Here is a 23,676-nt window from a genome sequence, read left to right as displayed (position 1 = left end):
ATGTGTCTCCTTCAGGCGACGGGGGCGGGTATGGGTGCGGGGCGGCGGAGGCGCAGGCCGAAGGCGACGACGAAGGCGCCGAGCAGGGAGAAGCCGCCCGCCATCAGGAAGGCGATCCGGTATCCGGCCAGCGTGGAGCCGCCCAGCGCCATCACCGCCGCCAGCACCGCCACGCCGATTCCGGCGCCGATCTGGACGGCGGAGGTGACCAGTCCCGAGGCCAACCCCTGCCGCTCGTCGGGCAGACCAGAGACGGCGGCGATGTTGAGACTCGGGAAGGACAGCCCGTTGCCGATGCCGTGCACGACCAGCGCGGGCAGCAGCACCGTGACGTAGTCGCCCGCGGCCCCGGCCCGCAGGAACAGCAGGATGCCCGCGCCCTGGACTAGCATCCCGGCGGCGGCCACCCGCCCCAGGCCGTACCGGCTGATCAGCCCGCCGGCCAGGTTGGCGGCGATGACGATGGCCAGGCCCATCGGGACGATCCCGAGCCCGGTGGCCAGCGCGGTGTAGCCGAGCACCTGCTGCAGATACAGGACGGCGACGAACTGCCAGCCGATCGTCGCGCACGCCCAGGCCAGCGCCGCGAGATTGGCGGCGCCCACGGTGCCGGACCTGAACATCTCCAGCGGGACGAGCGGCGCGGACCGTCGGCGCTCGATGAGGACGAAGGCGCCCAGCAGCAGCACGGCTACGACACCGGCCGTCCAGTTCCGCTCCGTCAGCGCGAACACCGCCATCAGCACGCCGCCGGTGACCGCGATCGCGCCGGCGGCGTCGAACCGCTCGCGCGCCCCGGGCGGCCGAACACCGTGTGGCAGCACCAGTGGCGCTGCGGCCAGCACGAGCAGGGCAATCGGGACCGGTAGGAAGAACACGAGCCGCCAGCTGATCTCAGTGAGCAGGCCGGAGGCGATCAGCCCTGCGGTATATCCGGTCGCCCCGGCCAGTGAGTAGACCCCCAGCGCCCGGTTGCGCTGCGGTCCCTCGGCGAAGGTGATGGTGATGAGCGACAACGCCGCCGGGGCGGTGAGCGCGGCCGCCACTCCCTTGATCACCCGGGTGGCCACCAGCGGCCATCCGGCCGACAGCAGCCCACCGGCCAGGCTCGCCGCCGCGAACACCGCCAGCGACAGCAGGAACACCCGGCGGCGGCCGAACAGGTCGGCGATGCGGCCGCCGAGCAGCAGGAAGCCGCCGTAGGCGACCGCGTAGCCGGACATCATCCACTGCAGGGTGCTCTCCGACAGTGACAGATCACGCCCGATGGCGGGCAGGGCCACGCCCATCAACGACAGGTCCATCGAGTCCAGGAACACCGCGGCGCACAGCAACACCAGGGCCGCCTGTTGGCGGCGGTTGGTTCGGGTCACGATCACTCTCCATCTGCAAGCAAACAATTGGCGGACAGACGATTGGGACCGTATGCCGCTAAATCATCTGCTGTCAAACAATCTGCATGGAGATGGAATCGCGGTAGACTGACGGCTGAACGCAAGAGGAGAGTGATGGCGACAACGACCAGAACGACGGACCGCGAGACCGCGTACTTTCCGCAACTCGCCGCCGAGCGGCTCGACATTACGCTGTACCGGGCCTCGGCCGCCGTGGCCCGCGCCACCGACGTTCACACCGCCAGGGAAGGGCTCGGAGTCGGGCAACATCTCGTGCTCCAGATGCTCGACGCCGTCGGCCCCTGCTCCCAGACGCTCAGCGAGGAACTCCGGATCGACCGCAGCGTCATGGTCGGCATCTGCGACGACCTGGAGCAGGCGGGCCACGTCCGCAGAGAACGCAACCCCCGCGACCGGCGCTCCTACGCCGTCACCATCACCGACTCAGGCCGCCGCCGACTCGCCCAGGCCCAAGCCTTGATCCCGGCCTGCCTCGAGGACACCTTCCACGCCCTCACCCCCGACGAGCGCGGCCAGCTGAGCGCGATCCTCGCCAAACTCCTGCGGGCCAGCGCCAGCGGCCCTCGGTGACCCCATGCCAGTGCCCCCCTTCGCAGGATGCGAGGCCTGCGTCGACGTCGAGCCGATCGGCGAGTTCGGCCACGGTCCCAATGCCTCCAGCTTGCGAGAGTTCCATCAGGGTGAGCACGCGAGTTGGACCAATGCGGAGTTCGCTGAGCTCAGGACCGCCTCGGCCGCCCTCGCGATCGCCGGTGCCCGTACCGGCCCTCTGTTCACGTCTGGCTCCGCCCGTCGCTGCGGGTGACTTCACGAAGGTGACCATGGAGGCGTGACCAGTCGACCAGGCCGGGCCCGGCCCGCAAATACAGGTCAGCCATCACCTTGGCGGGTACGTCTGCGACCCGGCCAGTGATCGCGCGGTAGCCCTTCATCCCTACCACGGTCGCCACCGCCAGGGCGCGCACCGCCGCCGGATGATCCGGTCCCTGATCGGAGCGTCCATCGGTCACGTCCATGAAGAGTTTGATCAGGTCACCGCATGCCTGCCGAGAGGGACACCGGCAACCGGCTGGTCCGTTACCGGCTCGGCGGACAACATCGTCCTGATCTGGGCGACGCGGGTGACATCGGACTCGGAGTAGTCCCGGTACCCGCTGCTATTGCGTGTCGGAACCAATAGTCCTCGGTCCTCGTAATGGCGTAGCGCTCGCGCGCTCGCGCCCGTCAGCTCGGCGAGTTCGCTGATCAGCACCGTCGATTCCTCCTCATCGGCTTGACCTTCACACTGACGTGAACCCATACCGTCCTGCGGTATGACAACTGGAATAACCCAGCGGCGTGCCTCGATCATCCACGGTTACGGCGCATCCCCCGAAGATCACTGGTTCGGCTGGCTTGCTGAGCAACTCAACGCGAACGGCATTCCGACCACGATCCCGGCTCTTCCGAACCCACAAGACCCAGACCCCGCGCAGTGGACGGAAGCCGCAGGCGCCGACGTGGGAACCCCTGACGAGAACTCGATAATCGTCGCGCACAGCCTGGGCTGTCTGACCGTGCTGCGCCATCTGCGCTCACTTTCGGACGCCTGGCACCTCGGCACGCTCGTGCTGGTCTCCGGATTCGTCGACCGACTACCTGCACTCCCGGACCTGAACTCCTACATCGGAGACGGCTGTGACGTGGAGGGGCTCAGCAACCACATTGGCCGACTCGCGGTCATTCGGTCAGACGCCGACCCATACGTTCCGCCTGGTCACACCAACCGCCTTGCCGGACTACTTGGAGTCTCCGCGGTGGTGGTCCCCGGAGCCGGTCACTTCCTCGCTTCTGATGGCATCACTTCGATACCCGAAGTCCTTGAAGCCATCGCGCCGTCATGGATGGAGTGGACTGCACGACCATCCACTGTCCGTTGAAGGACGCCAGACGTCAATCTCGTCTGGGTGATCTTCCTTACGGTGATCGTGCCCGCCGCCTGGTGCTACGCCGCTCAAGGTAGAGCCTCCAACCTCGGGATCCTCAGGGGATCTCGAAATGGACTGTCTGGAAGTTGCGTGCGTCGCCGTCGCGGTCATCGTGCACTTCGGTCGCCAGTGAGCGCCAGAACGCCTCGGCCCCTGGCACCCGGGTGTCGGTGTGCAGGTAGAGATGCTCGTAGCCCTGGTTGTTCGCGACGAAGGCGCGGGCCAGCTCGACCAACCCCCTGCCAACCCCGCGGCGCCGGTGTTCGGGGCGGACGTAGACGCGGAACAGCTGGGCGGTGCGGTGCTCGGGATAGCGCTCGGCTAGCCACGCCGGGTGTGGCGGGCTCTTGGGCCCGATGGCGCGCACGGCCGTCGTGGCCACCACCTGTCCCCTGTGGACGGCCACGAACAGGCCGTGTCGCGGGTCGCGAAGGTAGGCGCCCTCCAGGTCGATGACGTCGCCGTGCCATTCCGGGCAGTAGCCGTAGCCGAGGTCGCGGTAGAAGGTGTCGAGCATGACGCTGCGCGCGCCGTCGAGGTCGGCGGGACCGGCGGCGCGGAGCTCGTAGTCGTGGGTCACGGACACGGTGTGTTCTCCCGTTGCTTGGCGGCGATGGTGGGCAGGACGAGGGCGGCAGGGCCGTGCTCGACCACCTGGCCGTCGTGGACGACGGCGACGTGATCGGCGAGCCTTGCCACCACGCCCAGGTCGTGGCTGATCATGATGAGGGTGAGGCGGCGTCGGCGGGCGAGCCGCTGGAGGAGGTCGAGAACCGCGGCCTGGGTGAGCATGTCGAGCCCTGAGGTGATCTCGTCGCAGATCAGGACGTCGGGCCCGGCGAGCAGGGCGCGTGCCAGGGCGGCGCGTTGCAGCTCGCCGCCGGACAGGTCACCTGGCCGGCGCCCCACTGCGGCGGCGGGCAGGCCGACCTCGGCGAGGGTCTCGCGTGCGGCGGTCCTGGCCTGCTCGGTGCTCATCCCGCGCAGCCGTACGGCCGTGCGGGCCACCTGGTCGAGGATCGTGCGATACGGGTCGAAAGAGGCGCGGGCGTCCTGGAAGACGTACTGCACCGCCGCCAGGTCCTTCCTGGTACGGCGGGCCAGCCCGCGACCATCAAGCCGGACGGACCCCGACTTCGGCCGGTGGAGTCCGGCGATGCACCGGGAGAGAGTCGTCTTCCCGCTGCCGGAGCGGCCCACGACGGCCAGGCACTCGCCCGCGGCGGCCCGCACCGACACCCCATGAAGGGTGGTCGCGCGGCCGTGCCCCGCGAACAGGCCGGTCACCTCCAGTCGGGGTTCCGCCTCGACGGTTCGCGTTGTGACGTCGTCCACGCTGGGCTGGGCGGCCACCAGCGCGCGCGTGTACTCCTCGCGCGGCTCGGCCAGCACCGAGTCGGCAGGTCCCGCCTCGACCACCCGGCCGTCGCGGAGGACGACCACGTGGCCGGCAAGGGCTCGCACGACGTCGAGGTCGTGGCTGAGCAGGACGATCGTGATGCCCTGCCGTACCAGCTGCGACAGTTCGCGCACCACCTCGTCGCGGGTGAGGACGTCCTGACCTGTGGTGGGCTCGTCGGCCACGATGACGGCGGGATCGCCGAGCAGGGCCTGGGCAATCACGAGCCGTTGCTGCTGGCCGCCGGAGAGCTGGTGGGGGTAGCGGCGCAGGAAGGCGCGATCGGAGGGCAGGCGGGCGCGGCGCAGCGTCGCCTCGACGGAGGTGCCGTGCCGCGCGGCGATCTCCCTGAGCACGGCGCCGATCCGGCGGACGGGGTTGAGCACCGAGGAGGGATGCTGCGGGATGAAGCCCACGGTTCCAGGAGCGGGCGGGTGTGTGGCGGTGATCTCCTGCCCCGCCACCGTGAGGGTGCCGGTGACGTCGACGCCCGGTGGGTGCTCGCCGAGCAGGGCCAGTCCGGTGGTGGTCTTGCCGCTGCCCGAGGCGCCGACGATGGCCAGCACCTGCCCGGCGGGCGCCTGGAAGCTCACCCCGTGCAGGATCGGCTCCGCGCGCAGGTCGACGACGTCGATCATGGGCGGGCCTTCCTGCGCGGGTCGATGACGTCGGTCACGGGCTGGCCTTCCTGCGCAGGGCGCGGTCGAAGGTGAGGTTGAGGCCGACGGACAGCGCCACGATCAGCAGCGCGGGGACGACCACCGCCCACGGCTGGAGGAACATCCCCGCGCGGTTGCGGTCCACCATGACGGCCCAGTCGGCGGCGTCGGGGGAGACGCCGATGCCGAGGAAGCTGGCCGCGGCGACGAGGTAGAGCGCCCCGGTCAGGCGGGTGCCGAGGTCGGCGGCAAGGGTGCGCAGCATCGAGCGGCCCACGTAGCCGACCGCGATGCGCCACGGGCTCTCCCCCTGCAGGCGCATGGCCTCCAGCGCCGGCCGGCCGGCGATCTCCAGCGCGGCGGCCCTGGAGATCCGGGCGACGTCGGGCAGGTTGATCAGCATGACGATGGGCACCAGGGTGAGCACACCGCGGGGCGCGACGGTGGCCAGCAGGATGAGCAGAAGCAGCGAGGGCACCGCGAGCAGCAGGTCGAGCGGGCGCATGAGCAGCTCGTCGAGCACCCGCCGCCGGGTCATGGCCGCGACGACCCCCCACGGGACGCCGAGTAGGTAGGCGCCACCCGTGGCCAGCAGCGCGACGAGCACGAGGCTCCGCCCGCCGAGCAGCACCTGATGCCACACGTCCCTGCCGATGAAGTCGGTGCCCAGCCGACCCTCGCTGGTGAAGGCCGCCCTCCTGGCGAGGTCGTCGGGCGCGAACCAGGGGCCGAGAAGCGCGATGAGCAGCGGTACTGCGAGCACTATCCGTCTCATGCGCGCGGCGCCAACCGGAAGGCCGCCAGGTCGGCGACGAGGTTCACCAGCACGGTGGTGGTGGCGAAGACCAGCGCCAGCCCCTGGACGACCGGCAGGTCCCGCCCGTCGACGGCACCGGTCAAGGTCGTGCCCAGACCGGGGATGACGAAGACCGCCTCGACCACGATCACCCCGCCCAGCAGCCAGTCGGTCGTGCGAGCGATCTGCTGGACGGCCGGCGCCAGCGCGTTGGGTAGCGCGTGCGCCAGCCGTACCCGAAGGACGGGTAAGCCGAGCCTGAGGGCGTGGCGCGCGTACCCGGAATGCAGTGCGTCGATCATCCCGGCGCGGACCAGGCGGCTGATGGAGCAGATCGGCCGGGCGAGCAGGACGAGCAGCGGCAGCACCAGCACCGCCGGATGCGCGAGCAGGTCCTGCACGCCGACCGCGGTCGGCGGGAGCCAGCCCAGGCCCACGCCGAACACCGCGATCAGCACGATGGCCAGGGCGAATTCCGGGATCGCGTACAGCGCGACGCTCACCGAGGTCAGCGCCTGGTCGAGCGCGCGGCCCTCACGGACGGCGGCGGCCACGCCGATCAGGATCGCCGCCGGCACGAGCACCAGGAGCGTGAGCCCGGCCAGCACCAGTGTCGGCTCCAGCCCGTCCAGCAGGATCTCCGCCACCGGCCGGCCGGAGACGATCGAGACGCCCAGGTCGGCGCGGGCGAGCCCGCCCAGCCAGTCGAGGAACCGGTCCAGCGGCGGCCGGTCCAGACCCAGCGTGGCGCGGATCTGCGCGATCCGCTGCGGGTCGGGGTTGTCTCCGGCCAGAGCGACGGCCGCGTCCCCTGGCAGGGCCTCGGCGAGCAGGAACACCATGGCAGCGACACCGATCACCTGGCCCAGGCCCAGCAGCAGCCGCCGCCCTGCGTAGCGCGGCAGGTTCACCCCAGCCGGACCTTGTCGAAGCGGGCCCAGTCGAGCGTGTTGGCGGGCGCGCTGGGCACGCCGGTGACGTTCGCGGCCGTTCCGACGATCCAGTCGGCGAAACCCCAGACCAGCAGACCGCCCTCGGCGTGCAGCATCTCCTGCATCCGGTGGTAGGCCAGGCGGCGGGCCTGCTCGTCGGCGGTGGAGACGGCCTTGGCGTACAGCGCGTCGAACTCGGGGCGGGCCCACTTGGTGGCATTGGTGGTGGAGGTCGACAGCAGCCGCTGGGCGATGTGCGTCTCGATCGGCATGGCGCCGGAGCGGAAGCTGACCATCGAACCCTTGGTGAGGATGTCGGCCCAGTAGGTGTCCTTGTTGCCCGTCACCACCTCGGCCTTCAACCCGGCCCTGCGGATCTGGTCGGCGAAGACGCTGGCGGACTCGACGAAGCCCGCGGCGGCGGCCGAGGTCGTCAACTGGACCGTGAACCCCTCCGCGCCCGCCTTGCGGATCAGCGCCCGCGCCTTGTCCAGGTCGGGCTCGCGCTGCGGGATGTCGGCGGCGTAGTACTGGTAGTCCTTTCCGAACAGATCGTTCCCGACCTGCCCCGCTCCCGGCATGATCGTGTCCACCAACTGCTGCCGGTCGGTCAACAGGAACATCGCCTCGCGCAGGTCCCGGTCGTCGAACGGCGGGCGGTCCACCTTCATGGCGAAGGCCTGCATGCCGCTGTTGGGCGAGCGGACCAGTTTGACCCGCGAGCCGTACTGCCGGGCAGTGGTCGGCGTGAGGTCGTGCGCGTACTCGACCTGCCCGCCGAGCAGGGCGTTGATCCGCGCGGACTCCTCGTTGGCGATGACGAACTCCAACTCCTCCAGGTACGGCGCGCCGTCCCAGTAGTCCGGGTTGCGCTTGAGCAGCACCGAACGGCCGGGCTGGAAGGAGACGAAGGAGAACGCGCCGGAGCCGACGGGCTTGGTGAAGTCCTCGGCGCCCTCGGGGACGATGTAGGTGCCGAACGCCGCCAGCACGTTGGGGAACTCCACGAACGGCCGCTTCAGCGCGAACTCCACCGTCCGCTCGTCCACCGCACGGCTGTTCGCCAGGTCGATCACCGCCAGGCTCGACTTGGCGCGGAAGGTCCGCTTCGGGTCGAGAATGCGGGCGTAGCTGGCCAGCACGTCCTGGGAGCGCACGGGGCGGCCGCCATGGAAGGCGGCCTGACGCAGGGTGATCCGCCACCGGGTGAGATCGGCCGACGGCTCCCACCTCTCAGCCAGCCTCGGTTGCGGCGACACGTCAGCGCCAAGGTCGGCGAGCTTGTCGAACATGGCCTTGGACCTGGCCGCCTCGACGAAGAGGTTCGCCAGGTGCGGGTCGAGCACCTCCGTGGCGCCGCCTCCCGCGAAAGCCGCCCGCAACCTGCCTCCTGTCGAGCCCCCGGTTGAGGCGGCGGGCTGTGTTGCGCACCCGGTGAGCGCGGCGGCCGACAAGCCGGCGGTGAAGCCGAGGAAGCCACGGCGGTTCAGGTGATCGTTCATGGGGTGGTGCCTTTCCATTTCGTTGTGACGTCGCGCAGCCGAGGCCGATGGCCGCGCAAAGCAGAGGTCCGGCGCGGTCGGCCCAGCCGAGAGTGGCGGTGCCCGCTGCCGCCGCGACGCCGGAGATCAGGTAGACACCCCGAAGTAGGTGCCGGACAGGCCGTCGCGGGCGAAGGCGGGGATCAGCGCGAGCACGAACGGCTGGGCGATCATCACGCCCGCCGACAGCGTGAGTGCCGCGATCAGCTCCGCGACCGGCCCTGCAAATCCCTAGTCCCACAGCCGCGTGAGTGCGGGGGCGGTGAAGCCGCGCCCCATCCAGCCAGTCCGACCGGGATGGTTCACTCGATCCGTCCGGGCGCTTCACGGCCACACTCCTGGGCGCGGGCCGTGAGATGGACGGTAGGCGACTGACCGAGTTCACTGACAGATGGATGGTGGCCGGCAACCTGGTGTTCACCGTGATCGCTCTATAGCCTCCACGCTTGAAACCTTGTCGCACGCGGGCCAGAGAGACGCGATGGCGCGACCGGATCGCCCTCTGCGGTTCCGCGCCCGGCAATGCTGGCGGGCGACCCGGTGCGCGGTAATCTCATCGAGCGGCGAGCCCCCGCTGATAGGCGCGGACGAGTCGTCGAGGGACCAGCAGGTCCCGCCCGTTCACGGTGATCGGGACGAGGTCCGGCACGGTCGCCTTCCACTGACTGCGGCGATGCCGCGTGTTGCTGCGCGAGGTCCTGCGCTTGGGCACGGCCACAGCTACCAGCTCGCCTTCGTGATCCCGGGGAGCTCGCCCCGGTGGGCCATGTCGCGGAAGCGGATCCGCGAGAGGCCGAACTTCGTCAGGTGCCCGCGAGGCCGCCCATCGACGGAGTCGCGGTTGCGCAGGCGGGTGGCGCTGGCGTCACGGGGCTGGCGGTTCAGCTCCTGTACGGCTGCCGCCCGCTCCTCCGGCGTACCGGTGCGGATCAGCTTCTTCAGCTCGGCCCGCCGTACGGCATAGCGGGCCACCACGACCTTGCGCCGCTCGTTGGCCGCGATCTTGCTCTTCTTGGCCATCAGACCTTTTCTCCCCGGGCGCGAATCCGGGCCACGGCCGCCTCGATGCCGATCTTGTCCACGGTCTTGATCGCTCGCGTGTTGAGCGTCAGCCGGACGAACCGGTCCTCGCTGGGCAGCCAGTAGCGGCGGCGCTGGATGTTGGGGTTCCACCGGCGCCGGGTGCGCCGGTGAGAGTGGGAGACGTTGTTGCCGAAGACCGGCGCCGCCCCGGTGAGCTGGCAGCGGGCCGACATCACGACCTCCCGTAACGCTGGTTGAAGCGGTCGACCCGCCCGGCGGTGTCCAGGACGCGGCTGCGCCCGGTGTAGAAGGGGTGACTGGCCGAGGAGACGTCAACGTCGACCACGGGGTAGGTGTTGCCGTTCTCCCACTCGATCGTCTTGGTACTGGTCATCGTGGACCTGGTGAGGATCGCGAACCCGGCGCTCGGGTCACGGAAGACGATCGGGCGGTAGTCCGGGTGGATGCCCTTCTTCATCGCTCCTCCCGGAATGCGACGTGCTGGCGGATGATCGGGTCGTACTTGCGGAGCGCGAGTCGGTCGGGGTCGTTCCGCCGGTTTTTCCGGGTCACGTAGGTGTAGCCGGTGCCTGCGGTGGACCGCAGTTTGATCACCGGCCGAAGTTCGTTTCTGGTCAAGGCGTGTCCTTTCCTGTCGCAGCAGTATGCCATGATAGCGACAACGGTTTTCATTTTTATGGGAGGTGCTGTGTCAACCCCCGTCGTCCTGGTCGCGGGTCTGCACACCGCGGCCCGCGCCGCAGTCGTCCACCAACTCCTTCGCGAGCACCCCGGCGCCGTCGCCATCCACCACGACCTGCTCAACGTGACCTCCGGCCGCGTCGAGCGCACGGTCCGCACCGCCGACGAGATGCTGGACGTCTCGGAGATCCGGCTCGCGCACGGCTGCGTCACTTGCACCGTCCGCGAAGACCTGCTCCCGCAGTTGGTACGGCACGCGGACGCCACCCCGCTGCTCGTCGTCGACCTCTGGGACTCGGTCGAACCCCGATCCGTGGCCGAAGCACTCGACAGCGAGGAAGCCCACGAGATCCTCCGCCTGGCCAGCGTGCTGACCGCCCTGGATGCCGAACACCTGCCGATCGACATCGTCCGCGGCGAGAAACTGATCGAAACGGGCCAGCCCGCCGCGGCCGGAGACCAGCGCTACCTGGCCGAGGTGCTGGCCCGCCAGCTCGAATACGCCACCGGCCTGGCCCTGCGCGGCGGCGACGAGGAGGACCACGAGCTGACCCGCGCCATCCTCACCCACCTGGCGCCCCACACCCCGGTCCACGCCGAGAACCTCCCCGCGGTGACCGGCCCCGCCGTCTGCACCGCCGCGCTGGCAGAACGCGTCGACCCCGCCACTGCCCAGCTCCCCTGCGACGCCCGGACCGGCGAGGTCACCACCGTGGTCTGGCGGCGGCTGCGCCCGCTGCACCCCGCCCGCCTCTTCGAAGCCGTCGATGAGCTGGTCACCGAGTCGGTCCGCTCCCGCGGCCGGTTCTGGCTGGCCAGCCAGAAGGACCGCATGCTCGCCTGGGACGCGGTCGCCGGGATCATCTCAGTGGAGGACGCCGGGCCGTGGCTGGCCTCGCTGCCCGAAGCCGCCTGGGAGATGGTCTCCCCGACCCGCCGCACGATCGCCGCCCTCGACTGGAACCCGATCGTCGGCGACCGCGTCCAGCACCTGGTGTTCATGGGCCCTGACCTCGACCACGAGCGCATCCACGCCCTGCTCGACTCCTGCCTGCTCGCGCCGCACGAGTCCGCCGCCGAGTTCGACGACCCGTTCGCTCCCCTGCTCAAGGAGACCGCATGAAGCCGCGCCGCACCCCGCGCAAGAAGAGCAACCCGCTCCTGGGGGTCAGCTCCATCGACTACAAGGACACGGACCTGCTGCGCAGGTTCGTCTCCGACCGGGGCAAGATCCGCAGCCGTCGCGTCACCGGCGTCACCGTCCAGCAGCAGCGCCAGCTCGCCACCGCCATCAAGAACGCCCGGGAGATGGCGCTCCTGCCGTACGTCTCCCGCACGCGCGGATGACGCCCGAGGAGGCGCTGGCCCGGTGGGACGCCCAGCAGGAGCGCTACGTCGCCAACCGGGAGAAGCGATTCGCGACGATCGTCCACGTGCTGGCGCATGCCCTTCGCGACGTGGCCCAGCCGCTGATCCTGGACCTCGGCTGCGGTCCCGGATCGTTGTCCGGCCGGGCGGCCGAGCGCCTGCCGGAGGCGGAGATCGTCGGCGTGGACGTGGACCCGCTGCTCCTCGCCCTCGGCAGAGCCGGGTACCCGACGGTGGCGCGCTTCATCGAGGCCGATCTGAGCGTCCCCGGCTGGCCGGGCCTGCTCGGGCTGGATCGGAAGGTGGACGCGGCGATGTCCAGCACCGCTCTGCACTATCTGCCGCCTGAGACCCTCGCCGGGATGTACGGCGAACTGGCCGGGCGGATGCGCCCCGGCGGCGTCTTCGTCAACGCCGACAACCTCTACGACGAGCAACCTATGGTCGCCGACTTGGCCGCCACGGTCAGGCGAGCAGCGGCGGCTCTCCATCACGAGGACTGGTCATCGTGGTGGAGAGCCATAGATGCCGAGCCGGCCGTGGAGGCCGATCATCGCGTGTCCGTCGCCGTACACGAGCAGCTGCTGCGCGACGCCGGGTTCGTCGAAGTGGGGACGGTGTGGCAGGTAGGCGACGACACGATCCTCGTCGCCATCCGGTGACGAGGATCTCCTTCGCCGCCGCTGGGGTGGGTGGATGTGCTGCGGGACTTGGCTCAGTCCAGCAGCCCGCACGCCTTGTAACGCGTCAAAAATTGCGCATACGTTCTGATCTGCGATTTCCCTGGCCAAGCTAACTCGCTGCCAAGGTTGATCAGGAGGTTGCGGGCCTGCTGAGCGGTCCACGCGCCGGTCGGGTGGCAGGTCACACCCAGAATGTGCACGCGCCGCGGATGGACCTCCATCACGAACAGCACCTACAGGCGGTTCAGAAAGATCGCGTCAAAGCTCCTTCCTTGGCGGGGGTGGCGCCCGCCGTCCTCGCCGTCGGCGCCGACGACCCGGTACACGACGACGTCGAGGCCTACGCGCGCAGGCTGCGCGGAGACGGCCGGTAGCCGTTGATCGTGGCCGAGGTTTCCGCGTCGAGGGTCACACCCCACCCATAGCGGCAGAACAACCTGCCGTTACTGAGCGCGACGACATTAACCGAAAGGAGCACTTTGTCATGGTCGGAGGATGCGCGCGTTCCCGGTCTCCCCGGAACTTGGCCGACGACCCGGAGAACTGGCCCCACGCGGATCTGTCCGGCCACCCGGCCGCCGCCGTCGTCCAAGCGATCGCCGCCACCTTGGCCGAGGTGATCGCCGAGCAAGGGCTGAGTTTCCGCCGTCTCGCGGTGATGTCCGGCGTCAATCGGCAGACCATCAACGACCTCATCGCCGGCCGCTGCTGGCCCGACGTCGCGACCATCGCCCAACTTGAAGCCGGCTTGGCCATCCGGCTCTGGCCTGCCTCGCCCGGCGGATCCGGGAGAGGCTGACCCGCGACGAACCCGCCTTCGCCCTGGTGAGGGCATCGCCGATCCTTCCCGCCCCGTCCCTGCCGCCAGCAGGGCAGGCGAAATCCAGGCTCGACGCCCCTCCCCAAGACATCCCATCCGGGTCACTCTCGGGAGTGCGCGAGCCACTGTCAGTTAGAACCTGGAGGGTGCTCACGCAACCTCGGGTGCCGCCGAGGGCCTAATCTCGGCGGCACCCCGCTTCAGTCACTCACGAAGCTATCGGCTCACTTCCCTCCCAGGCTGGGGCGTTGCCGTTCACGCCCGAGGCGATCGCGTAGGCGCCGCCCTCGCAGCGGGTCAGCCATCCATCGGCGGCCAGCCGCAGCAACCGCGACCGCATCGACTCCACCTTCCCCCGGTCGTCCGGCTGGCCCAGCGCCACCACCACATCCCGGACCCGCATCGGCCGCTGTGCCGTGGCCAGCAACGCCACCGTCTGCCGGCGAACTCCGCGCAACTCCGGCAACGCCGCAGTCCCGCCTGAAGGCCCGGCTGGGCCGTCCGGCTCATGCCTCTTGCCCGCCTCGACTGGTTCCTCGGCGCCTGACTCGCCCGATCCCGCCACCTGCTCACTCTGGGCCGACAATGCCCGCAGCGTCTCGCGGGTGATGGACAGGCGCCGGAGCTGTTCCTCCGCAGCGGCCAGTTGCTCACGCAGCTCGGCCGCTTTCTCGGTGGCAGCCGCCTCGACCTGGGCCAAACGTTCCAACAGTGACGTCACGTCGCCCTCCACGAAAGAGCGCAGACGCGCCCACCCGATCCGCTTCACGCCATGTGGTCCAACAACTCCACACTGTAAGCGGGGAAGTTCTGGCAGTCACTACCACAATCAAGATCAACGCCTGCATACGGCGCTCCGCCTTCACGGGCTGGAGGGGAGAGCGGGCAGCCAGTCTGCACGCGCCCGTCGTAGGGATGGCCAATCCAAGGTCCAACGTCTCCCGGATGCCGCCGCTGGCGCGTCGCCGAAGGTGGGCGTAGAGCGGGTAGTGCCGGTGGCGGGGCATCTGGGGCGGACCGCGCGCACAACGGGCCGGCTGTGCGCCGGTTCCTCAACCCCGATGCTGGTCGGCGTCATCTCCGGTTCGTCCAGCCCGATGTCCGATGCGCGATCGGCTAACGGATCCGGGCGCTCAGCCTTGATCGCTCACTGTTGCCATAGATGTCCCGGGCGAGCAGGGTCAGCCATGACCAGGCTGCAACGATCATGATTCGCTGGAACAGGCCGCCGAAGGCCACGAGGTTCGGCGATTGGGCGAAGGCCGCGTTCGAGAGTCCGAGGGCGACGAGGACGACGATGGCGGTCGCGGTCGAGTACAGCGCCCAGCCCTGCCGGTTCTCGGAGGCGAACCGGCGAGCGAACACGATGCAGGCCCCCAGGATCGCGACGAAGGCGACCAGCGACACGGCGTCGTGCAGGGCCGCCTGGGTGCTGCCGTAGGCAGGCAGCAGATCCGGGCTGCCAGCCGGGTATCCACTCACCGGGTCCGTGGTGAACAGGCCGGCGCCGACGAGGCCGAGCGCCCACACGCCCACGAGCATTGGGCCCCATAGCCTGCCGGGCCCTGGGTGCAGATTCCGTCGGAGCCCGACGGCGAAGACGGTGGTCAACGCGCCGGCGACGAGGAATGTGGCGCTCTGCACCCAGCCATGGTCGCCGAGGGCGAGGGAACTGACCGGATGGCGCAGCGGATCGTAGCCGTTCCGAACGGCGCCCTGCATCAGGAAGCTGAGTACGAACAGCGGACCGGCGGCGATGCCGCAGATGAACGTGGCCTTGGACATTGAGCCCTCCTCGAGTATTTGAGGTCTGTCAGTTTGGGTTGACAAGTGCCGCTTGTCAATCCAAACTGACAGTCATGGAGGAGCCCGAATTGGTCGCCCGACTGCGGTCGCACGACCCGGCGGTGGGGCTGCGCGCCGTCGGTGCCCTGCACCGGCTCGCGGAGCAGGTCGAGGCCGCCGCAGTAGCCCGCGCTCGAGCTGAAGGCTGGTCTTGGGAGCAGATCGGCGACGCGCTCGGAGTCTCGCGCCAGTCCGCCCACGCCAAGCACGGGAAGTGAGTTGCGATGTTCGAACGGTTCACGGCTGGCGCCCAAGCCGCGGTCGTGGCGCACGCACCGGCGGAGGCGCGGCGGCGCGGCGACCGGCGCATTGGCACAGAACATCTACTCCTCGGCGTGCTCCATGAAGCAGAGGCGGCACAGGCACTCGGGGCGGACGTTGAATCGGCGCGGTCCGCGCTCGCTGTCTTGGATGATGCCGCCCTTGCCGCAATCGGCGTAGATGCGCGTGGCGTCGAGCGGGCCATGATTTCGGCACCTTCGAAACGGATGCCCTTCACCTCCGGTGCGAAGGCCGCCCTGTCCCGGGCTCTCGTCGTGGCTAGGCGCAGCCGCGCGCGCCGGGTCACCGCGGTCCACCTGCTGGTCGGGCTCCTGGACGGTGACCGCACCGATCCCGCGTCTGACGTGCTGACCGAGCTCGGCGTGGACCGGGTGACTGCCCGCGCCCGTCTTGCGCCGTAGCCGATGGCGCGACGAAGAGAGTGCCGTGGGCGTGGACGTTGTCGTGGTGAGCGGGCCATGTGCGCGCCAGGACTTCGACGTCGACGAGCCAGCCGCCGCAGCACCCACCGCCAGGACACTGCGGATCGAGGAACCCTTACGCCGCTGTCCTGTACTCCAGGATCCTGGGCATCGATTCGGAGCTGGGAAACGATCATCTTCATGCCGGGAAACGATCTTCTTGCCCCCTCCTCCACCCCAGGCCAGATCCACCCGTGAACACCCCATGACCCCAAATGCCGACGCTCGGAGGCTTAAGCGAACCAAGGGGGATGGATGCCTGGTTCCGGGTTGGTGGCTGACCTTTGATCCCGATGTCACGCGCCGGGCCGTATCAGGCCGCTCTCGTAGGCCAGGATGACCAGCTGGACCCTGTCGCGCACGTTCAGTTTGGCGATGGCCCTGGTGATGTGGGTCTTGGCAGTGAGCGGACTGATGACGAGGCGCTCGGCGATCTCGTTGTTGGAGAGACCGAGCGCCACGAGCTTGACCGTCTCCAGTTCCCGGGCGGTGAGGGCGGCCAGTCGCCGCCCCGCGCTGGGCGTGAGGTCCTGCCGGTGGGCGAACTGCTCGATGACGCGGCGGGTCACCCCCGGAGACAGGAGCGCGTCTCCGCCGGCGACGGCGGCGACCGCCCGGCGTAGTTCGGCGGGTTCGACCTCTTTGGTGAGGAAGCCGCTGGCGCCGGCGCGCAGGGCGGCGAAGACATGTTCGTCGGTGTCGAACGTGGTGAGGATGATGACGCGACAGCCCAGAGTGGTCGGGTTGGTGACGATGCGGCGCGTGGCGGTGATCCCATCGGTGCCCGGCATGCGGATGTCCATGAGGATCACATCGGGGCGGGTGCTCGCGGACAACGTTACGGCTTCGTCGCCGTCCTGGGCTTCGCCGACTACCGTGATGTCCCGGGAGCGGGCCAGCAGGCTGCGGAAGCCGGCCCGTACGAGTGCCTGGTCGTCGGCGAGAAGCACCTTGATCGTCATGCCGTCGAGCCTGCCACAGGGATGTCGGCCCGCACGGCGAAACCGCCGGGGACCGGCCCCGCGGTGAGCACGCCCCCGAGTGCGCTCACCCGCTCGCGCATGCCCGCCAGGCCATGGCCTTCGGTGACATCGGCACCGCCTGGGACGCTGCGGCCGTCGTCGCTGATCTCGACGGTGATCGAGCCCGACGCGTAATTGATCGTCACCTCGGCCTTGCTCGCCCCCGCGTGCTTGAGCGTGTTGGTGAGGGACTCCTGTACGACGCGGTAGATGGCGATGGCGGGAATGGCGGGAACGGTCGCCGGGTCGCCGTGCTCGTCGAGGGTCACGTCAAGCCCTGCGGCGCGGGCGTCGGCGATGAGAGTGCCCAAGGAGGCCAGATCGGGCTGGGGCACGGTGTCGCCGGGGTTGTCGCGCAAGACCGCGATGAGGGAGCGGAGGTCGGTCATCGCCCGGTTCCTGACGTCCTTCGCCAGGCGTAGCGCGGCGGCGGCCGCGGCCGGGTCCTCCTCAAGAGTGTCGGCGGCGACATTGAGTTGAACGCCGACGACGGCCAGCGTGTGGGCGATGACGTCGTGAACCTCGTGCGAGACGCGCAGCCGTTCCTCGGCGGCGCGGGCACGGCTGTCGGTTTCGCGCAGCCGTTCGCGCCAGCGCATCGCGGCGGTGTAGGTGAGGCCCGCGGCGATGAGGATCGCCAGGAGCAGTCCTTCCCCCGCGACGTGGATCAGGTAGCGGGTCGGGTTCGTGTCCAGGACCGAGCGGAAGTCGACCGCGGAGTAGACCAGTTGAGCCAGGCCGATGGCGGCCACCCAGCGCACGCGTGGCGTGGTGGCGGCGGTGAAGTAGGCGACCGCGGCTGGCCAGATCCAACCGGCGGGAGACCAATGTCCGGTGAGGTGATAGGCGAAGATCCCGCCGATCGACAGCAGCAGCACGGTCATCGGCCAGCGGCGTCTGACTAGCAGGAGCGCTCCGAGAAGCAGAGCGAGGGGGATCGTGCCCTGCCAGGGGCTGTGCACCCCGGTGGCGAGGGCTACGGCGACGAAGAAGACCAGAGTGAAGGCAGCGAGCGTAATGTCGGTGATCCGGGCGAAGTGCCAGACAGGAGCGGGTTCGCGTCGTGGGGGCGGCTCTGCCATGCGGAGGCCCTTTCTCGAGGGGTGACGGGTGTAACGCCGGGCCGGGGCGTACCGGACGGCGTGTTCGGCTTCCGTAGCCGCGTGGATCGGCGGACTCAAGGACTGCGGAAGCTCTGGATCTGTTACCAGCCCGGGTGGGAAGGTTCGGATCAGACGTGGGTGACCAGGAGGGTCACGCCTGCCTCGCCGCCACAGTCGACGAAAACAGGACCGACGCCGTTACCGATCTTGGGGGCGAGGGTCGCCTTCGCCAAGAATCCCTTCGGGTTGTCCTCAACGATGCGGATGTTCTGTAGCACTGGGTGCTCCCTGTCGAGCCCGGCGAGCACGGCCTTGAGCCCTTTGCCGCCGCCACAGTGGCCGGTGATCGTCACCTCCTGGCCTCGCTTGGTGGTGGGATTGGGGCTGACCTGAACCACCGCCCTGGCGCCCTTCGGCGGCTTCGGCACGGCCATCGCAGCGGTGACAGCCTCGCTGGCCGTGCCGACCTGGGCACCAGCCGGCGCGCCGGCCAATCCCAGCAAACCGGCCGTCAAGCTCAGCCCGGCGATCGCAGCCATCACTCTCTTGCTCATGGCGATTCCTCCAGCTCTCATCCGGCTATCTCGAGGAGAAACGCTAGGCCGGGCCGCAGCGGGAGCGCGTCGTCCGTTGATCGTCACTTGACCTTGCACCGTTCGCCGTACGCACTACACCGAAGGGAGTAGACATCAGGCCTCAACCGACCGCACAAGGCCGAGACTGTCAGGGCTTTAGGACGGCATGTCCAGGCCAGTCGCGCCGGGCATGACGTGGGAGGCCGACTTCTTCGCCTTCGGTACTGGTGGAGGCTGAGTGCAGAAATTGGCGCTAGGAACGTGATCTTCGCTTCGGTTCGATGTCGCGACCTTTGGCCTGGCTGCTGGGCTTACGTTCCTGGGGCCATGCCTTTCCGAACCTTTCTGACGAGCCGCCCGGCATGGCCGCTTCCCCGAGGAGCCGTCAGCGGCGGAGCCGGAACGGGCTCTTCCGGCTGGATCGTGGCGTGCTGGAGGCGGTGGCCGACAAGCGCCGTCCTGCGACCCGTCTTGGGTGGGTGGCGCAGTGGGGGACAGTCCGTATGCGCGGGGCGTTCATGACCGAGGATCCGCTCGCGGTCCTAGCGCCAGCCCAATATCGTGATCGGCATCGACGACGGGCGCGTGTTCTCGCGCCCGGGAATTGGCCCTTCTGCCCCGGCGGGTCACATCACCGTCGAATCCGCAGTCGCCGGGCGCAGCGGTCTCCAGCCGCCGCCGTCCGGCTTGGCCAGCTCCGCCTCGACGTCCACGGTGATGACGCCGAAGAAGTTGACGTTCTCGCTGCGCGCCGGGGAGATGTGGGCCAGCAGCTCGTCGGGAACGTCCCTGCCGGCCGCCCGCAGCTGCAGCACGGCGAGTGAGTAGTACTCGGTCGTCCACGCTATGACAGAGCTGGTCAAAACGGTCAAACACCATGTCTGGTCCGTCTGATCGCCCAAGGCCGGCCTGATGATGGCGCCCTGCTGGGCATAGTGCAGGCCGCGACGCGGCGTGTGCAGGCTCTCGCCCTTGTTCAGTTGGCGGGCGATCTTGCGGCGGTAGGCTGGGTCCGACAGGTACTTCGCCGCGTGCAGCGTACGGCGTAGCATGCCCCCCGGTCCTTCTGCCATACCTACGGACGCGGCAAGGACACCCACGTGATGATCCCGGGCTGGCCGTACTCCATCGTCGCGGCCCTGGAAACCGGTCGCACGTCCTGGACCGCGCTGTTGGACGCGCTGCGCCTGGAGCCCGGCGCCGACGTCACGGTCACCGCCGCCCAACTCCGCGAGGTGATCGAACGGCTGGTCGCTGCCGGGCAGTGGCAGGCCGGGACCCGTCCGTCCTGATCGCCGATGCCGGCTATGACCTGCACCGCCTGTCGTTCCTGCTGGCCGACCTGCCGGTCGAACTGCTTGGCCGACTGCGCTCGGATCGGGTGATGCGCCGCCCGGCGCCCTCGCGCCAGGACTTCTTCCTGGCCAATCCCGGGGGCGGCAGGCCACCCAGGCACGTCGGCGAGTTTGTCTTCGGCCAGAGCTCCACCTGGGGCACCCCCGACCAGACCACGACCACTGCCACTACCCGGTACGGCACCGCGACCGCGCTGGCTGGCCTGGGGCCGGCTGCACCCGCGGTTGACCCGGCGGGCGGCCTGGATCGAGCACCTGACCGAGTTGCCGCTGATCGAGGGCACTGTGATCCGGCTGCAGGTAGAGCATCTGCCCGGCGGCGGCGATCCCAAGCCGGTGTGGTTGTGGTGGTCGGGCACCGACGCGAGCGCCGCTGACGTCGACCGGCTCTGGCAGGCGTTCCTGCGCAGGTTCGATCTGGAACGCACCTTCCGGTTGTTCAAGCAGACCCTCGGCTGGACCGCCCCCAAGATCCGCAGCCCTGAGGCGGCCGACCGGTGGACCTGGCTCATTCTGGCTGTCCACACCCAACTGCGTCTGGCCCGAGGTCTGGCCGACGACCTGCGGCGCCCCTGGGAGAAACCCGCCGACCCGCTCCGGCTGACTCCAGCCCGGGTTCGTAGAGGGTTTCGGCACATCCGCACCAAGACGCCTTCGCTTGCGCGTGCGCCTAAACCCACCCGGCCTGGTCCCGGTCGGCCACCCGGCTCCACCAACCGTCCCGTCCCACATCACGAAGTCGGGCGCGTCCTGGCTACCGGCGAGGCCTACCAACGCCCAGCTCACCACCGCAAAGGCACCAAGCCCAGAAGGTGATCCCACACTCGCTACACCGAGCAACCACCCGCTTCGTCATCTCCCAGGGCAAATGCGAAGATCAGAGGTTAAACGACAAGCTAAGTGCCTGTTCCTGAACCCGTTGCTTGAGCCGTATGACTATCCCGTCCACGCGAACGTTGCGACGTCCGGACCTACCTTGCGAACGATCGCGCAACGTCCGCAGTAACCATGCGAAAGGAGAGCCCTGACAGGGGAGATACGAAAGTCGTATCACAAGGCCCACTCTGCCGACGGCGACGACAACCGCGCTGCAGGGTGCTGCTCGGCGAAGTCGAAGCCGTCCAGACGGTGCTCGTCAACGATGCCTCCGTCGCGCTTTCGCCGTGCAGTTCCCGAACACTCTCGACTAACACTTTCGACGCGGAGGAGGCGCGGGCCGATTCGACGCCGTCGGCTCTCCCGTTCCGCCGGGTGCTCGCGTCGAAGGGCGACTGTGTCTCCTCCATCGGTCCCCGTGCCGCGATGATCGTCGCCGCCGTCACCTCGCCGCCCGTGAGCCAGAGAACGCGTGAACTGCGCCGTCGAGCTGCAGGGACGCCGGGGGCGCCGCCGAATCGGCGAACGCCATGAATTCATTCCATGAATTCGTGAATCATTTCCAGCGTGCTAGGTTCAGGGCATCGCGGTAACGAAAACAGCACGAATTCATGCCATTGGGAGAATCATGGAGTCGCTAATCGTCGAGCAGGTGGACACATTTGTCGTGGAATTGCCGTCCATCCGGTCGTTCAGCATTTCCGGGGGAAGTGTCACCACGGCGGGGAAGCCCGCCGAACGGGTTCTTGTCAAGGTGACGGCCGGAGGGCTGACCGGCTGGGGAGAGGCGACGCCGACACCCGCCTGGACCTACGAGACCGTGGAGTCGATCTCGACGACGATCGATCGCTACCTCGCTCCCGCGCTGGTCGGACGGTCGGCGTGGGATCTCGACGGTGCCTGCGCGGCGTACGAGAAGGTGATCAACCGAGGGCTGACGATCGGCTCCCCCATCGCCAAGTCCGCACTCGACATCGCGCTGCACGACCTGCTCGGCCGGGCGCTCGGTGTCTCCGTCGGCGTGCTCTGGGGCCAGCGCCGCGTCGACCGCATCACGCTCGGGTGGATCGTGGCCGGCCAGACCCCGGCCGAGGTACGGCAGGCGGTCGAGGAGGGCAGGGAGCAGGGCTATCAGGCGTACAAGGTCAAGGTGGGCCTGCACGACGAGGCGACGGACGTCTCGGTCGTGGCGGCGGTCAGGGAGGCGGCTCCGGGCGCGCCCATCTGGGTGGACGCGAATCAGGCCTACACCGTGGACGGCGCGCTGCGTATGGCGCGCAGGCTCGCCGACCTGGACGTGTCGGCGTTCGAGCAGCCGCTGCCCGCCAACGACGTCACCGGGCTGCGCCGGCTGCGGGACCGCAGTCCGCTGCCCGTGGCGTTGGACGAGAGCCTGCGCCATCCCTCCGACCTGGCCACCTTCGTGAAACTCGACGCGGTCGACATCGCCATCGCCAAGGTTCAGCGTTCGGGCGGTCTCACGCTCTCCCGCCGGCTGTGCCAGTTCGCCGAGGACGCGGGGCTGCGCATCATGGGTTCGGGACTGACCGACACCGATCTCGGATTCGCCGCCTCGCTGCATCTGTTCGCCGCGTTCGGCGTGGACACTCCCGTCGATCTCAACGGGCGGCAGTTCGTCCACTCGGCGTACGTCGGGGGGAGCACGGTGGAGGTCGTGGACGGCACGGCACTGGTGCCTTCGGGGCCTGGCCTGGGGGTCGAGGTGGACGAGGACGCGGTCCGCGCCCTCGCCTCGGCCCACTGGAGCGTCTGACGGACTGTGTTCCGCCGCTCCCCGAGGAGGGCGGCGGAACACCGGAGCGCTCAGCGCAGCCAGTCGTCCAGGCCGGCGGCGACGAAGTCGTCGTCGACCAGCCAGGGGTAGGCGGCACCGACTCTGGCGATCTCGTCGGCCTGTCCCGGGGACAGTCCCTCTTGCGGGTCGAGGCACCACGTTCCGGCCAGGAGCCCCTGCCCGCGCAGCACCTCGTGGACTCCGGCGATGCAGCCGCGGAAGTTGCCCGCCACGTCGAAGACGGCGCTGTTGGCGTCGGTGAGGTCGGCGGCGCGGGCCAGCAGGGAGCGGAGGACCTGGTCGTCCCCGGCCCATACCTGGCGTACCTCCTCGAACATGAGTACCGCCGCGCGGGTCCACACCGCCCACTGGCCGAGCAGTCCGCCGACGATGCGGTGCCCCGCGACCGGCGTGAGCAGGTCGGTCAGGATGTTGTCGTCGTTTCCGGTGTAGAGCGCGATGTCGTCGCCGCGCCCCGACGCCTCGACGGCCCTGACCACGTCGACCGTGCGGTAGCGGTCGAAGGGCGCCATCTTGATCGCCACCACCGACTCCTGCTCGCTCAGCGAGCGCCAGTAGGACGGGCTCAGCCTCCTGCCGCCCACCGCCTCCTGCAGGTAGAAGCCGATGACGGGCAGCACCTCCCCGACGGCCCTAGCCCGGTCGAGCAGCTCGGCCTCGCCGGCGCCCGCCACCTTCGGAGACAGCAGCACGGCGTGGTAGCCCAGCGAGGCGGCGAGCTCGGCCTCGGCGACGGCCTGTGCGGTGTCGCCGCACGCCCCCGCGACCATGACGAAGGGCCGGTCGGCCTCCTTCGCCACCACGTCGGCGGAGATCTCCAGCACCGGCCTGAGCAGCCCCGCGTCGCGGATCTCGAACTGCGTCGTGTGCACCGCGACGGCCACCCCGCCCGCTCCGGAGGCGAGGTAGTAGCGGGTGAGCGCCCGCTGGCGACGCTCGTCGAGCGTGCGCCGTCCTGTCAACGCCAGCGGGTGGGCGGGGATGACGGTCCCCTCCTTGAGCAGGTCGATCGACATCTCAGAACCTCCCGTCGCGC

General features: G+C 69.3%; 31 protein-coding genes and 1 pseudogene. 11 read left to right on the top strand and 21 right to left on the bottom strand.

Going from position 1 to position 23,676, the window contains the following annotated elements; genetic code table 11:
• Positions 1-11 precede the first annotated feature (11 nt).
• Positions 12-1,373, bottom strand: a complete 1,362-nt coding sequence (locus tag ACWDLG_RS13400) for an MFS transporter (protein WP_449919384.1) — start codon at positions 1,371-1,373, stop codon at positions 12-14.
• Positions 1,374-1,508: 135 nt separating this feature from the next.
• On the opposite strand from ACWDLG_RS13400, the gene ACWDLG_RS13395 reads away from it, so the two are divergent.
• Positions 1,509-1,985: a MarR family winged helix-turn-helix transcriptional regulator gene (locus ACWDLG_RS13395; RefSeq protein ID WP_449919382.1), complete on the top strand. Its 477-nt coding sequence runs from the start codon at positions 1,509-1,511 to the stop codon at positions 1,983-1,985.
• Between the two features lie 203 nt (positions 1,986-2,188).
• On the opposite strand, the gene ACWDLG_RS13390 is transcribed toward ACWDLG_RS13395, so the two are convergent.
• Together ACWDLG_RS13390 and ACWDLG_RS13385 are read right to left on the bottom strand one after the other, a co-directional pair.
• A complete protein-coding gene (locus ACWDLG_RS13390; RefSeq protein ID WP_449919380.1) occupies positions 2,189-2,431 on the bottom strand; it encodes a hypothetical protein in 243 nt (80 codons plus the stop codon).
• Positions 2,432-2,442: 11 nt separating this feature from the next.
• Positions 2,443-2,667, bottom strand: a complete 225-nt coding sequence (locus ACWDLG_RS13385) for a MerR family transcriptional regulator (RefSeq protein ID WP_449919377.1) — start codon at positions 2,665-2,667, stop codon at positions 2,443-2,445.
• 61 nt (positions 2,668-2,728) lie between these two features.
• Between ACWDLG_RS13385 and ACWDLG_RS13380 the strand changes: the two genes are divergently transcribed.
• On the top strand, positions 2,729-3,334 hold the full coding sequence (locus tag ACWDLG_RS13380) for an RBBP9/YdeN family alpha/beta hydrolase (protein WP_449919375.1): 606 nt from the start codon (positions 2,729-2,731) through the stop codon (positions 3,332-3,334).
• 103 nt (positions 3,335-3,437) lie between these two features.
• On the opposite strand, the gene ACWDLG_RS13375 is transcribed toward ACWDLG_RS13380, so the two are convergent.
• The 10 genes from ACWDLG_RS13375 to rpmG all read right to left on the bottom strand — a co-directional run bounded on the left by ACWDLG_RS13375 (position 3,438) and on the right by rpmG (position 10,371).
• The gene (locus tag ACWDLG_RS13375; RefSeq protein WP_449919372.1) at positions 3,438-3,968 is read right to left on the bottom strand and encodes a GNAT family N-acetyltransferase; all 531 of its coding nucleotides are present in this window, start codon (positions 3,966-3,968) and stop codon (positions 3,438-3,440) included.
• Complete coding sequence (locus tag ACWDLG_RS13370; protein WP_449919370.1) at positions 3,959-5,419, bottom strand: ABC transporter ATP-binding protein; 1,461 nt, start codon at positions 5,417-5,419, stop codon at positions 3,959-3,961. Before ACWDLG_RS13370 ends, ACWDLG_RS13375 begins: the two co-directional genes overlap by 10 nt.
• 34 nt (positions 5,420-5,453) lie before the next feature.
• Positions 5,454-6,215, bottom strand: a complete 762-nt coding sequence (locus ACWDLG_RS13365) for an ABC transporter permease (protein WP_449919368.1) — start codon at positions 6,213-6,215, stop codon at positions 5,454-5,456.
• Complete coding sequence (locus ACWDLG_RS13360) at positions 6,212-7,147, bottom strand: ABC transporter permease (RefSeq protein ID WP_449919365.1); 936 nt, start codon at positions 7,145-7,147, stop codon at positions 6,212-6,214. The genes ACWDLG_RS13365 and ACWDLG_RS13360 overlap by 4 nt, the downstream gene beginning before the upstream one ends.
• On the bottom strand, positions 7,144-8,670 hold the full coding sequence (locus tag ACWDLG_RS13355; protein WP_449919364.1) for an ABC transporter substrate-binding protein: 1,527 nt from the start codon (positions 8,668-8,670) through the stop codon (positions 7,144-7,146). The genes ACWDLG_RS13360 and ACWDLG_RS13355 overlap by 4 nt, the downstream gene beginning before the upstream one ends.
• Before the next feature lie 592 nt (positions 8,671-9,262).
• Positions 9,263-9,427 (bottom strand): 50S ribosomal protein L32, encoded by a 165-nt coding sequence (rpmF, locus tag ACWDLG_RS13350; protein ID WP_449919361.1) that lies wholly within the window; start codon positions 9,425-9,427, stop codon positions 9,263-9,265.
• A 2-nt stretch (positions 9,428-9,429) separates the two neighbouring features.
• Positions 9,430-9,729 carry a 30S ribosomal protein S14 gene (gene rpsN, locus ACWDLG_RS13345; protein ID WP_449919360.1) on the bottom strand — a complete coding sequence of 100 codons (300 nt, stop codon included), beginning with the start codon at positions 9,727-9,729 and terminating at the stop codon, positions 9,430-9,432.
• Complete coding sequence (rpmB, locus tag ACWDLG_RS13340) at positions 9,729-9,965, bottom strand: 50S ribosomal protein L28 (protein ID WP_449919357.1); 237 nt, start codon at positions 9,963-9,965, stop codon at positions 9,729-9,731. The genes rpsN and rpmB overlap by 1 nt, the downstream gene beginning before the upstream one ends.
• Positions 9,965-10,210, bottom strand: coding sequence for a type B 50S ribosomal protein L31 (locus tag ACWDLG_RS13335; RefSeq protein WP_449919356.1), 246 nt, complete (start codon positions 10,208-10,210; stop codon positions 9,965-9,967). Before ACWDLG_RS13335 ends, rpmB begins: the two co-directional genes overlap by 1 nt.
• Positions 10,207-10,371 carry a 50S ribosomal protein L33 gene (gene rpmG, locus ACWDLG_RS13330; RefSeq protein WP_449919354.1) on the bottom strand — a complete coding sequence of 55 codons (165 nt, stop codon included), beginning with the start codon at positions 10,369-10,371 and terminating at the stop codon, positions 10,207-10,209. The genes ACWDLG_RS13335 and rpmG overlap by 4 nt, the downstream gene beginning before the upstream one ends.
• Positions 10,372-10,441: 70 nt before the next feature.
• Between rpmG and ACWDLG_RS13325 the strand changes: the two genes are divergently transcribed.
• The 3 genes from ACWDLG_RS13325 to ACWDLG_RS13315 are packed head-to-tail and all read left to right on the top strand — an operon-like array spanning position 10,442 to position 12,464.
• Positions 10,442-11,557 carry a CobW family GTP-binding protein gene (locus tag ACWDLG_RS13325; protein ID WP_449919351.1) on the top strand — a complete coding sequence of 372 codons (1,116 nt, stop codon included), beginning with the start codon at positions 10,442-10,444 and terminating at the stop codon, positions 11,555-11,557.
• Entirely contained in the window at positions 11,554-11,781 is a 228-nt protein-coding gene (gene rpsR, locus ACWDLG_RS13320; RefSeq protein WP_449919350.1) for a 30S ribosomal protein S18, read from the top strand. The genes ACWDLG_RS13325 and rpsR overlap by 4 nt, the downstream gene beginning before the upstream one ends.
• Positions 11,778-12,464 carry a methyltransferase domain-containing protein gene (locus tag ACWDLG_RS13315; RefSeq protein ID WP_449919348.1) on the top strand — a complete coding sequence of 229 codons (687 nt, stop codon included), beginning with the start codon at positions 11,778-11,780 and terminating at the stop codon, positions 12,462-12,464. Before rpsR ends, ACWDLG_RS13315 begins: the two co-directional genes overlap by 4 nt.
• A 53-nt stretch (positions 12,465-12,517) precedes the next feature.
• On the opposite strand, the gene ACWDLG_RS13310 is transcribed toward ACWDLG_RS13315, so the two are convergent.
• Positions 12,518-12,718: a hypothetical protein gene (locus tag ACWDLG_RS13310; protein ID WP_449919346.1), complete on the bottom strand. Its 201-nt coding sequence runs from the start codon at positions 12,716-12,718 to the stop codon at positions 12,518-12,520.
• Positions 12,719-13,008: 290 nt separating this feature from the next.
• On the opposite strand from ACWDLG_RS13310, the gene ACWDLG_RS13305 reads away from it, so the two are divergent.
• Entirely contained in the window at positions 13,009-13,284 is a 276-nt protein-coding gene (locus ACWDLG_RS13305) for a helix-turn-helix domain-containing protein (protein ID WP_449919344.1), read from the top strand.
• 229 nt (positions 13,285-13,513) lie between these two features.
• Here ACWDLG_RS13305 and ACWDLG_RS13300 read toward each other — a convergent pair whose 3' ends face one another.
• Together ACWDLG_RS13300 and ACWDLG_RS13295 are read right to left on the bottom strand one after the other, a co-directional pair.
• Positions 13,514-14,074, bottom strand: coding sequence for a hypothetical protein (locus ACWDLG_RS13300; RefSeq protein ID WP_449919341.1), 561 nt, complete (start codon positions 14,072-14,074; stop codon positions 13,514-13,516).
• Between the two features lie 347 nt (positions 14,075-14,421).
• Complete coding sequence (locus ACWDLG_RS13295; RefSeq protein WP_449919339.1) at positions 14,422-15,090, bottom strand: DUF998 domain-containing protein; 669 nt, start codon at positions 15,088-15,090, stop codon at positions 14,422-14,424.
• An 89-nt stretch (positions 15,091-15,179) separates the two neighbouring features.
• Here ACWDLG_RS13295 and ACWDLG_RS13290 point away from each other — a divergent pair, with 89 nt between their 5' ends.
• Both ACWDLG_RS13290 and ACWDLG_RS13285 read left to right on the top strand, forming a co-directional pair.
• Positions 15,180-15,368 (top strand): helix-turn-helix domain-containing protein, encoded by a 189-nt coding sequence (locus tag ACWDLG_RS13290; protein ID WP_449919336.1) that lies wholly within the window; start codon positions 15,180-15,182, stop codon positions 15,366-15,368.
• 6 nt (positions 15,369-15,374) lie between these two features.
• Positions 15,375-15,833, top strand: coding sequence for a Clp protease N-terminal domain-containing protein (locus tag ACWDLG_RS13285; RefSeq protein ID WP_449919334.1), 459 nt, complete (start codon positions 15,375-15,377; stop codon positions 15,831-15,833).
• Positions 15,834-16,189: 356 nt separating this feature from the next.
• Here ACWDLG_RS13285 and ACWDLG_RS13280 read toward each other — a convergent pair whose 3' ends face one another.
• The 4 genes from ACWDLG_RS13280 to ACWDLG_RS13265 all read right to left on the bottom strand — a co-directional run bounded on the left by ACWDLG_RS13280 (position 16,190) and on the right by ACWDLG_RS13265 (position 19,645).
• Positions 16,190-16,855 carry a response regulator gene (locus ACWDLG_RS13280; RefSeq protein ID WP_449919332.1) on the bottom strand — a complete coding sequence of 222 codons (666 nt, stop codon included), beginning with the start codon at positions 16,853-16,855 and terminating at the stop codon, positions 16,190-16,192.
• Positions 16,852-17,997, bottom strand: coding sequence for a sensor histidine kinase (locus ACWDLG_RS13275; protein ID WP_449919330.1), 1,146 nt, complete (start codon positions 17,995-17,997; stop codon positions 16,852-16,854). The genes ACWDLG_RS13280 and ACWDLG_RS13275 overlap by 4 nt, the downstream gene beginning before the upstream one ends.
• A 149-nt stretch (positions 17,998-18,146) precedes the next feature.
• Positions 18,147-18,572: a hypothetical protein gene (locus ACWDLG_RS13270; protein ID WP_449919327.1), complete on the bottom strand. Its 426-nt coding sequence runs from the start codon at positions 18,570-18,572 to the stop codon at positions 18,147-18,149.
• Between the two features lie 647 nt (positions 18,573-19,219).
• Entirely contained in the window at positions 19,220-19,645 is a 426-nt protein-coding gene (locus tag ACWDLG_RS13265) for a Tn3 family transposase (RefSeq protein ID WP_449919324.1), read from the bottom strand.
• A 51-nt stretch (positions 19,646-19,696) separates the two neighbouring features.
• Between ACWDLG_RS13265 and ACWDLG_RS13260 the strand changes: the two are divergent.
• From ACWDLG_RS13260 to ACWDLG_RS13250, 3 genes and pseudogenes are all read left to right on the top strand, one after another.
• Positions 19,697-20,076, top strand: a pseudogene (locus tag ACWDLG_RS13260) (transposase); the annotation flags it as partial.
• A 97-nt stretch (positions 20,077-20,173) separates the two neighbouring features.
• Positions 20,174-20,764, top strand: coding sequence for a hypothetical protein (locus ACWDLG_RS13255; protein WP_449919742.1), 591 nt, complete (start codon positions 20,174-20,176; stop codon positions 20,762-20,764).
• A 688-nt stretch (positions 20,765-21,452) separates the two neighbouring features.
• Entirely contained in the window at positions 21,453-22,598 is a 1,146-nt protein-coding gene (locus ACWDLG_RS13250) for a mandelate racemase/muconate lactonizing enzyme family protein (protein WP_449919323.1), read from the top strand.
• Positions 22,599-22,648: 50 nt separating this feature from the next.
• Here ACWDLG_RS13250 and ACWDLG_RS13245 read toward each other — a convergent pair whose 3' ends face one another.
• Positions 22,649-23,656 carry a dihydrodipicolinate synthase family protein gene (locus ACWDLG_RS13245; protein ID WP_449919321.1) on the bottom strand — a complete coding sequence of 336 codons (1,008 nt, stop codon included), beginning with the start codon at positions 23,654-23,656 and terminating at the stop codon, positions 22,649-22,651.
• Positions 23,657-23,676: the final 20 nt, after the last annotated feature.

Source organism: Nonomuraea sp. NPDC003727 (assembly GCF_053586935.1).
Note: the sequence above shows the minus strand (reverse complement) of the source record. Positions and strands in the feature narration are given on the sequence as shown.

Bases quoted from the DNA above. Each gene is read 5' to 3' on its own strand.
- ACWDLG_RS13395 (WP_449919382.1), top strand. From the start codon at position 1,509: ATGGCGACAACGACCAGAACGACGGACCGCGAGACCGCGTACTTTCCG.
- ACWDLG_RS13390 (WP_449919380.1), bottom strand. From the start codon at position 2,431: ATGGACGTGACCGATGGACGCTCCGATCAGGGACCGGATCATCCGGCG.
- ACWDLG_RS13380 (WP_449919375.1), top strand. From the start codon at position 2,729: ATGACAACTGGAATAACCCAGCGGCGTGCCTCGATCATCCACGGTTAC.
- ACWDLG_RS13370 (WP_449919370.1), bottom strand. From the start codon at position 5,419: ATGATCGACGTCGTCGACCTGCGCGCGGAGCCGATCCTGCACGGGGTG.
- ACWDLG_RS13365 (WP_449919368.1), bottom strand. From the start codon at position 6,215: ATGAGACGGATAGTGCTCGCAGTACCGCTGCTCATCGCGCTTCTCGGC.
- ACWDLG_RS13355 (WP_449919364.1), bottom strand. From the start codon at position 8,670: ATGAACGATCACCTGAACCGCCGTGGCTTCCTCGGCTTCACCGCCGGC.
- rpsN (WP_449919360.1), bottom strand. From the start codon at position 9,729: ATGGCCAAGAAGAGCAAGATCGCGGCCAACGAGCGGCGCAAGGTCGTG.
- rpmB (WP_449919357.1), bottom strand. From the start codon at position 9,965: ATGTCGGCCCGCTGCCAGCTCACCGGGGCGGCGCCGGTCTTCGGCAAC.
- ACWDLG_RS13335 (WP_449919356.1), bottom strand. From the start codon at position 10,210: ATGAAGAAGGGCATCCACCCGGACTACCGCCCGATCGTCTTCCGTGAC.
- rpsR (WP_449919350.1), top strand. From the start codon at position 11,554: ATGAAGCCGCGCCGCACCCCGCGCAAGAAGAGCAACCCGCTCCTGGGG.
- ACWDLG_RS13315 (WP_449919348.1), top strand. From the start codon at position 11,778: ATGACGCCCGAGGAGGCGCTGGCCCGGTGGGACGCCCAGCAGGAGCGC.
- ACWDLG_RS13295 (WP_449919339.1), bottom strand. From the start codon at position 15,090: ATGTCCAAGGCCACGTTCATCTGCGGCATCGCCGCCGGTCCGCTGTTC.
- ACWDLG_RS13285 (WP_449919334.1), top strand. From the start codon at position 15,375: ATGTTCGAACGGTTCACGGCTGGCGCCCAAGCCGCGGTCGTGGCGCAC.
- ACWDLG_RS13280 (WP_449919332.1), bottom strand. From the start codon at position 16,855: ATGACGATCAAGGTGCTTCTCGCCGACGACCAGGCACTCGTACGGGCC.
- ACWDLG_RS13275 (WP_449919330.1), bottom strand. From the start codon at position 17,997: ATGGCAGAGCCGCCCCCACGACGCGAACCCGCTCCTGTCTGGCACTTC.
- ACWDLG_RS13270 (WP_449919327.1), bottom strand. From the start codon at position 18,572: ATGAGCAAGAGAGTGATGGCTGCGATCGCCGGGCTGAGCTTGACGGCC.
- ACWDLG_RS13265 (WP_449919324.1), bottom strand. From the start codon at position 19,645: ATGCTACGCCGTACGCTGCACGCGGCGAAGTACCTGTCGGACCCAGCC.
- ACWDLG_RS13250 (WP_449919323.1), top strand. From the start codon at position 21,453: ATGGAGTCGCTAATCGTCGAGCAGGTGGACACATTTGTCGTGGAATTG.
- ACWDLG_RS13245 (WP_449919321.1), bottom strand. From the start codon at position 23,656: ATGTCGATCGACCTGCTCAAGGAGGGGACCGTCATCCCCGCCCACCCG.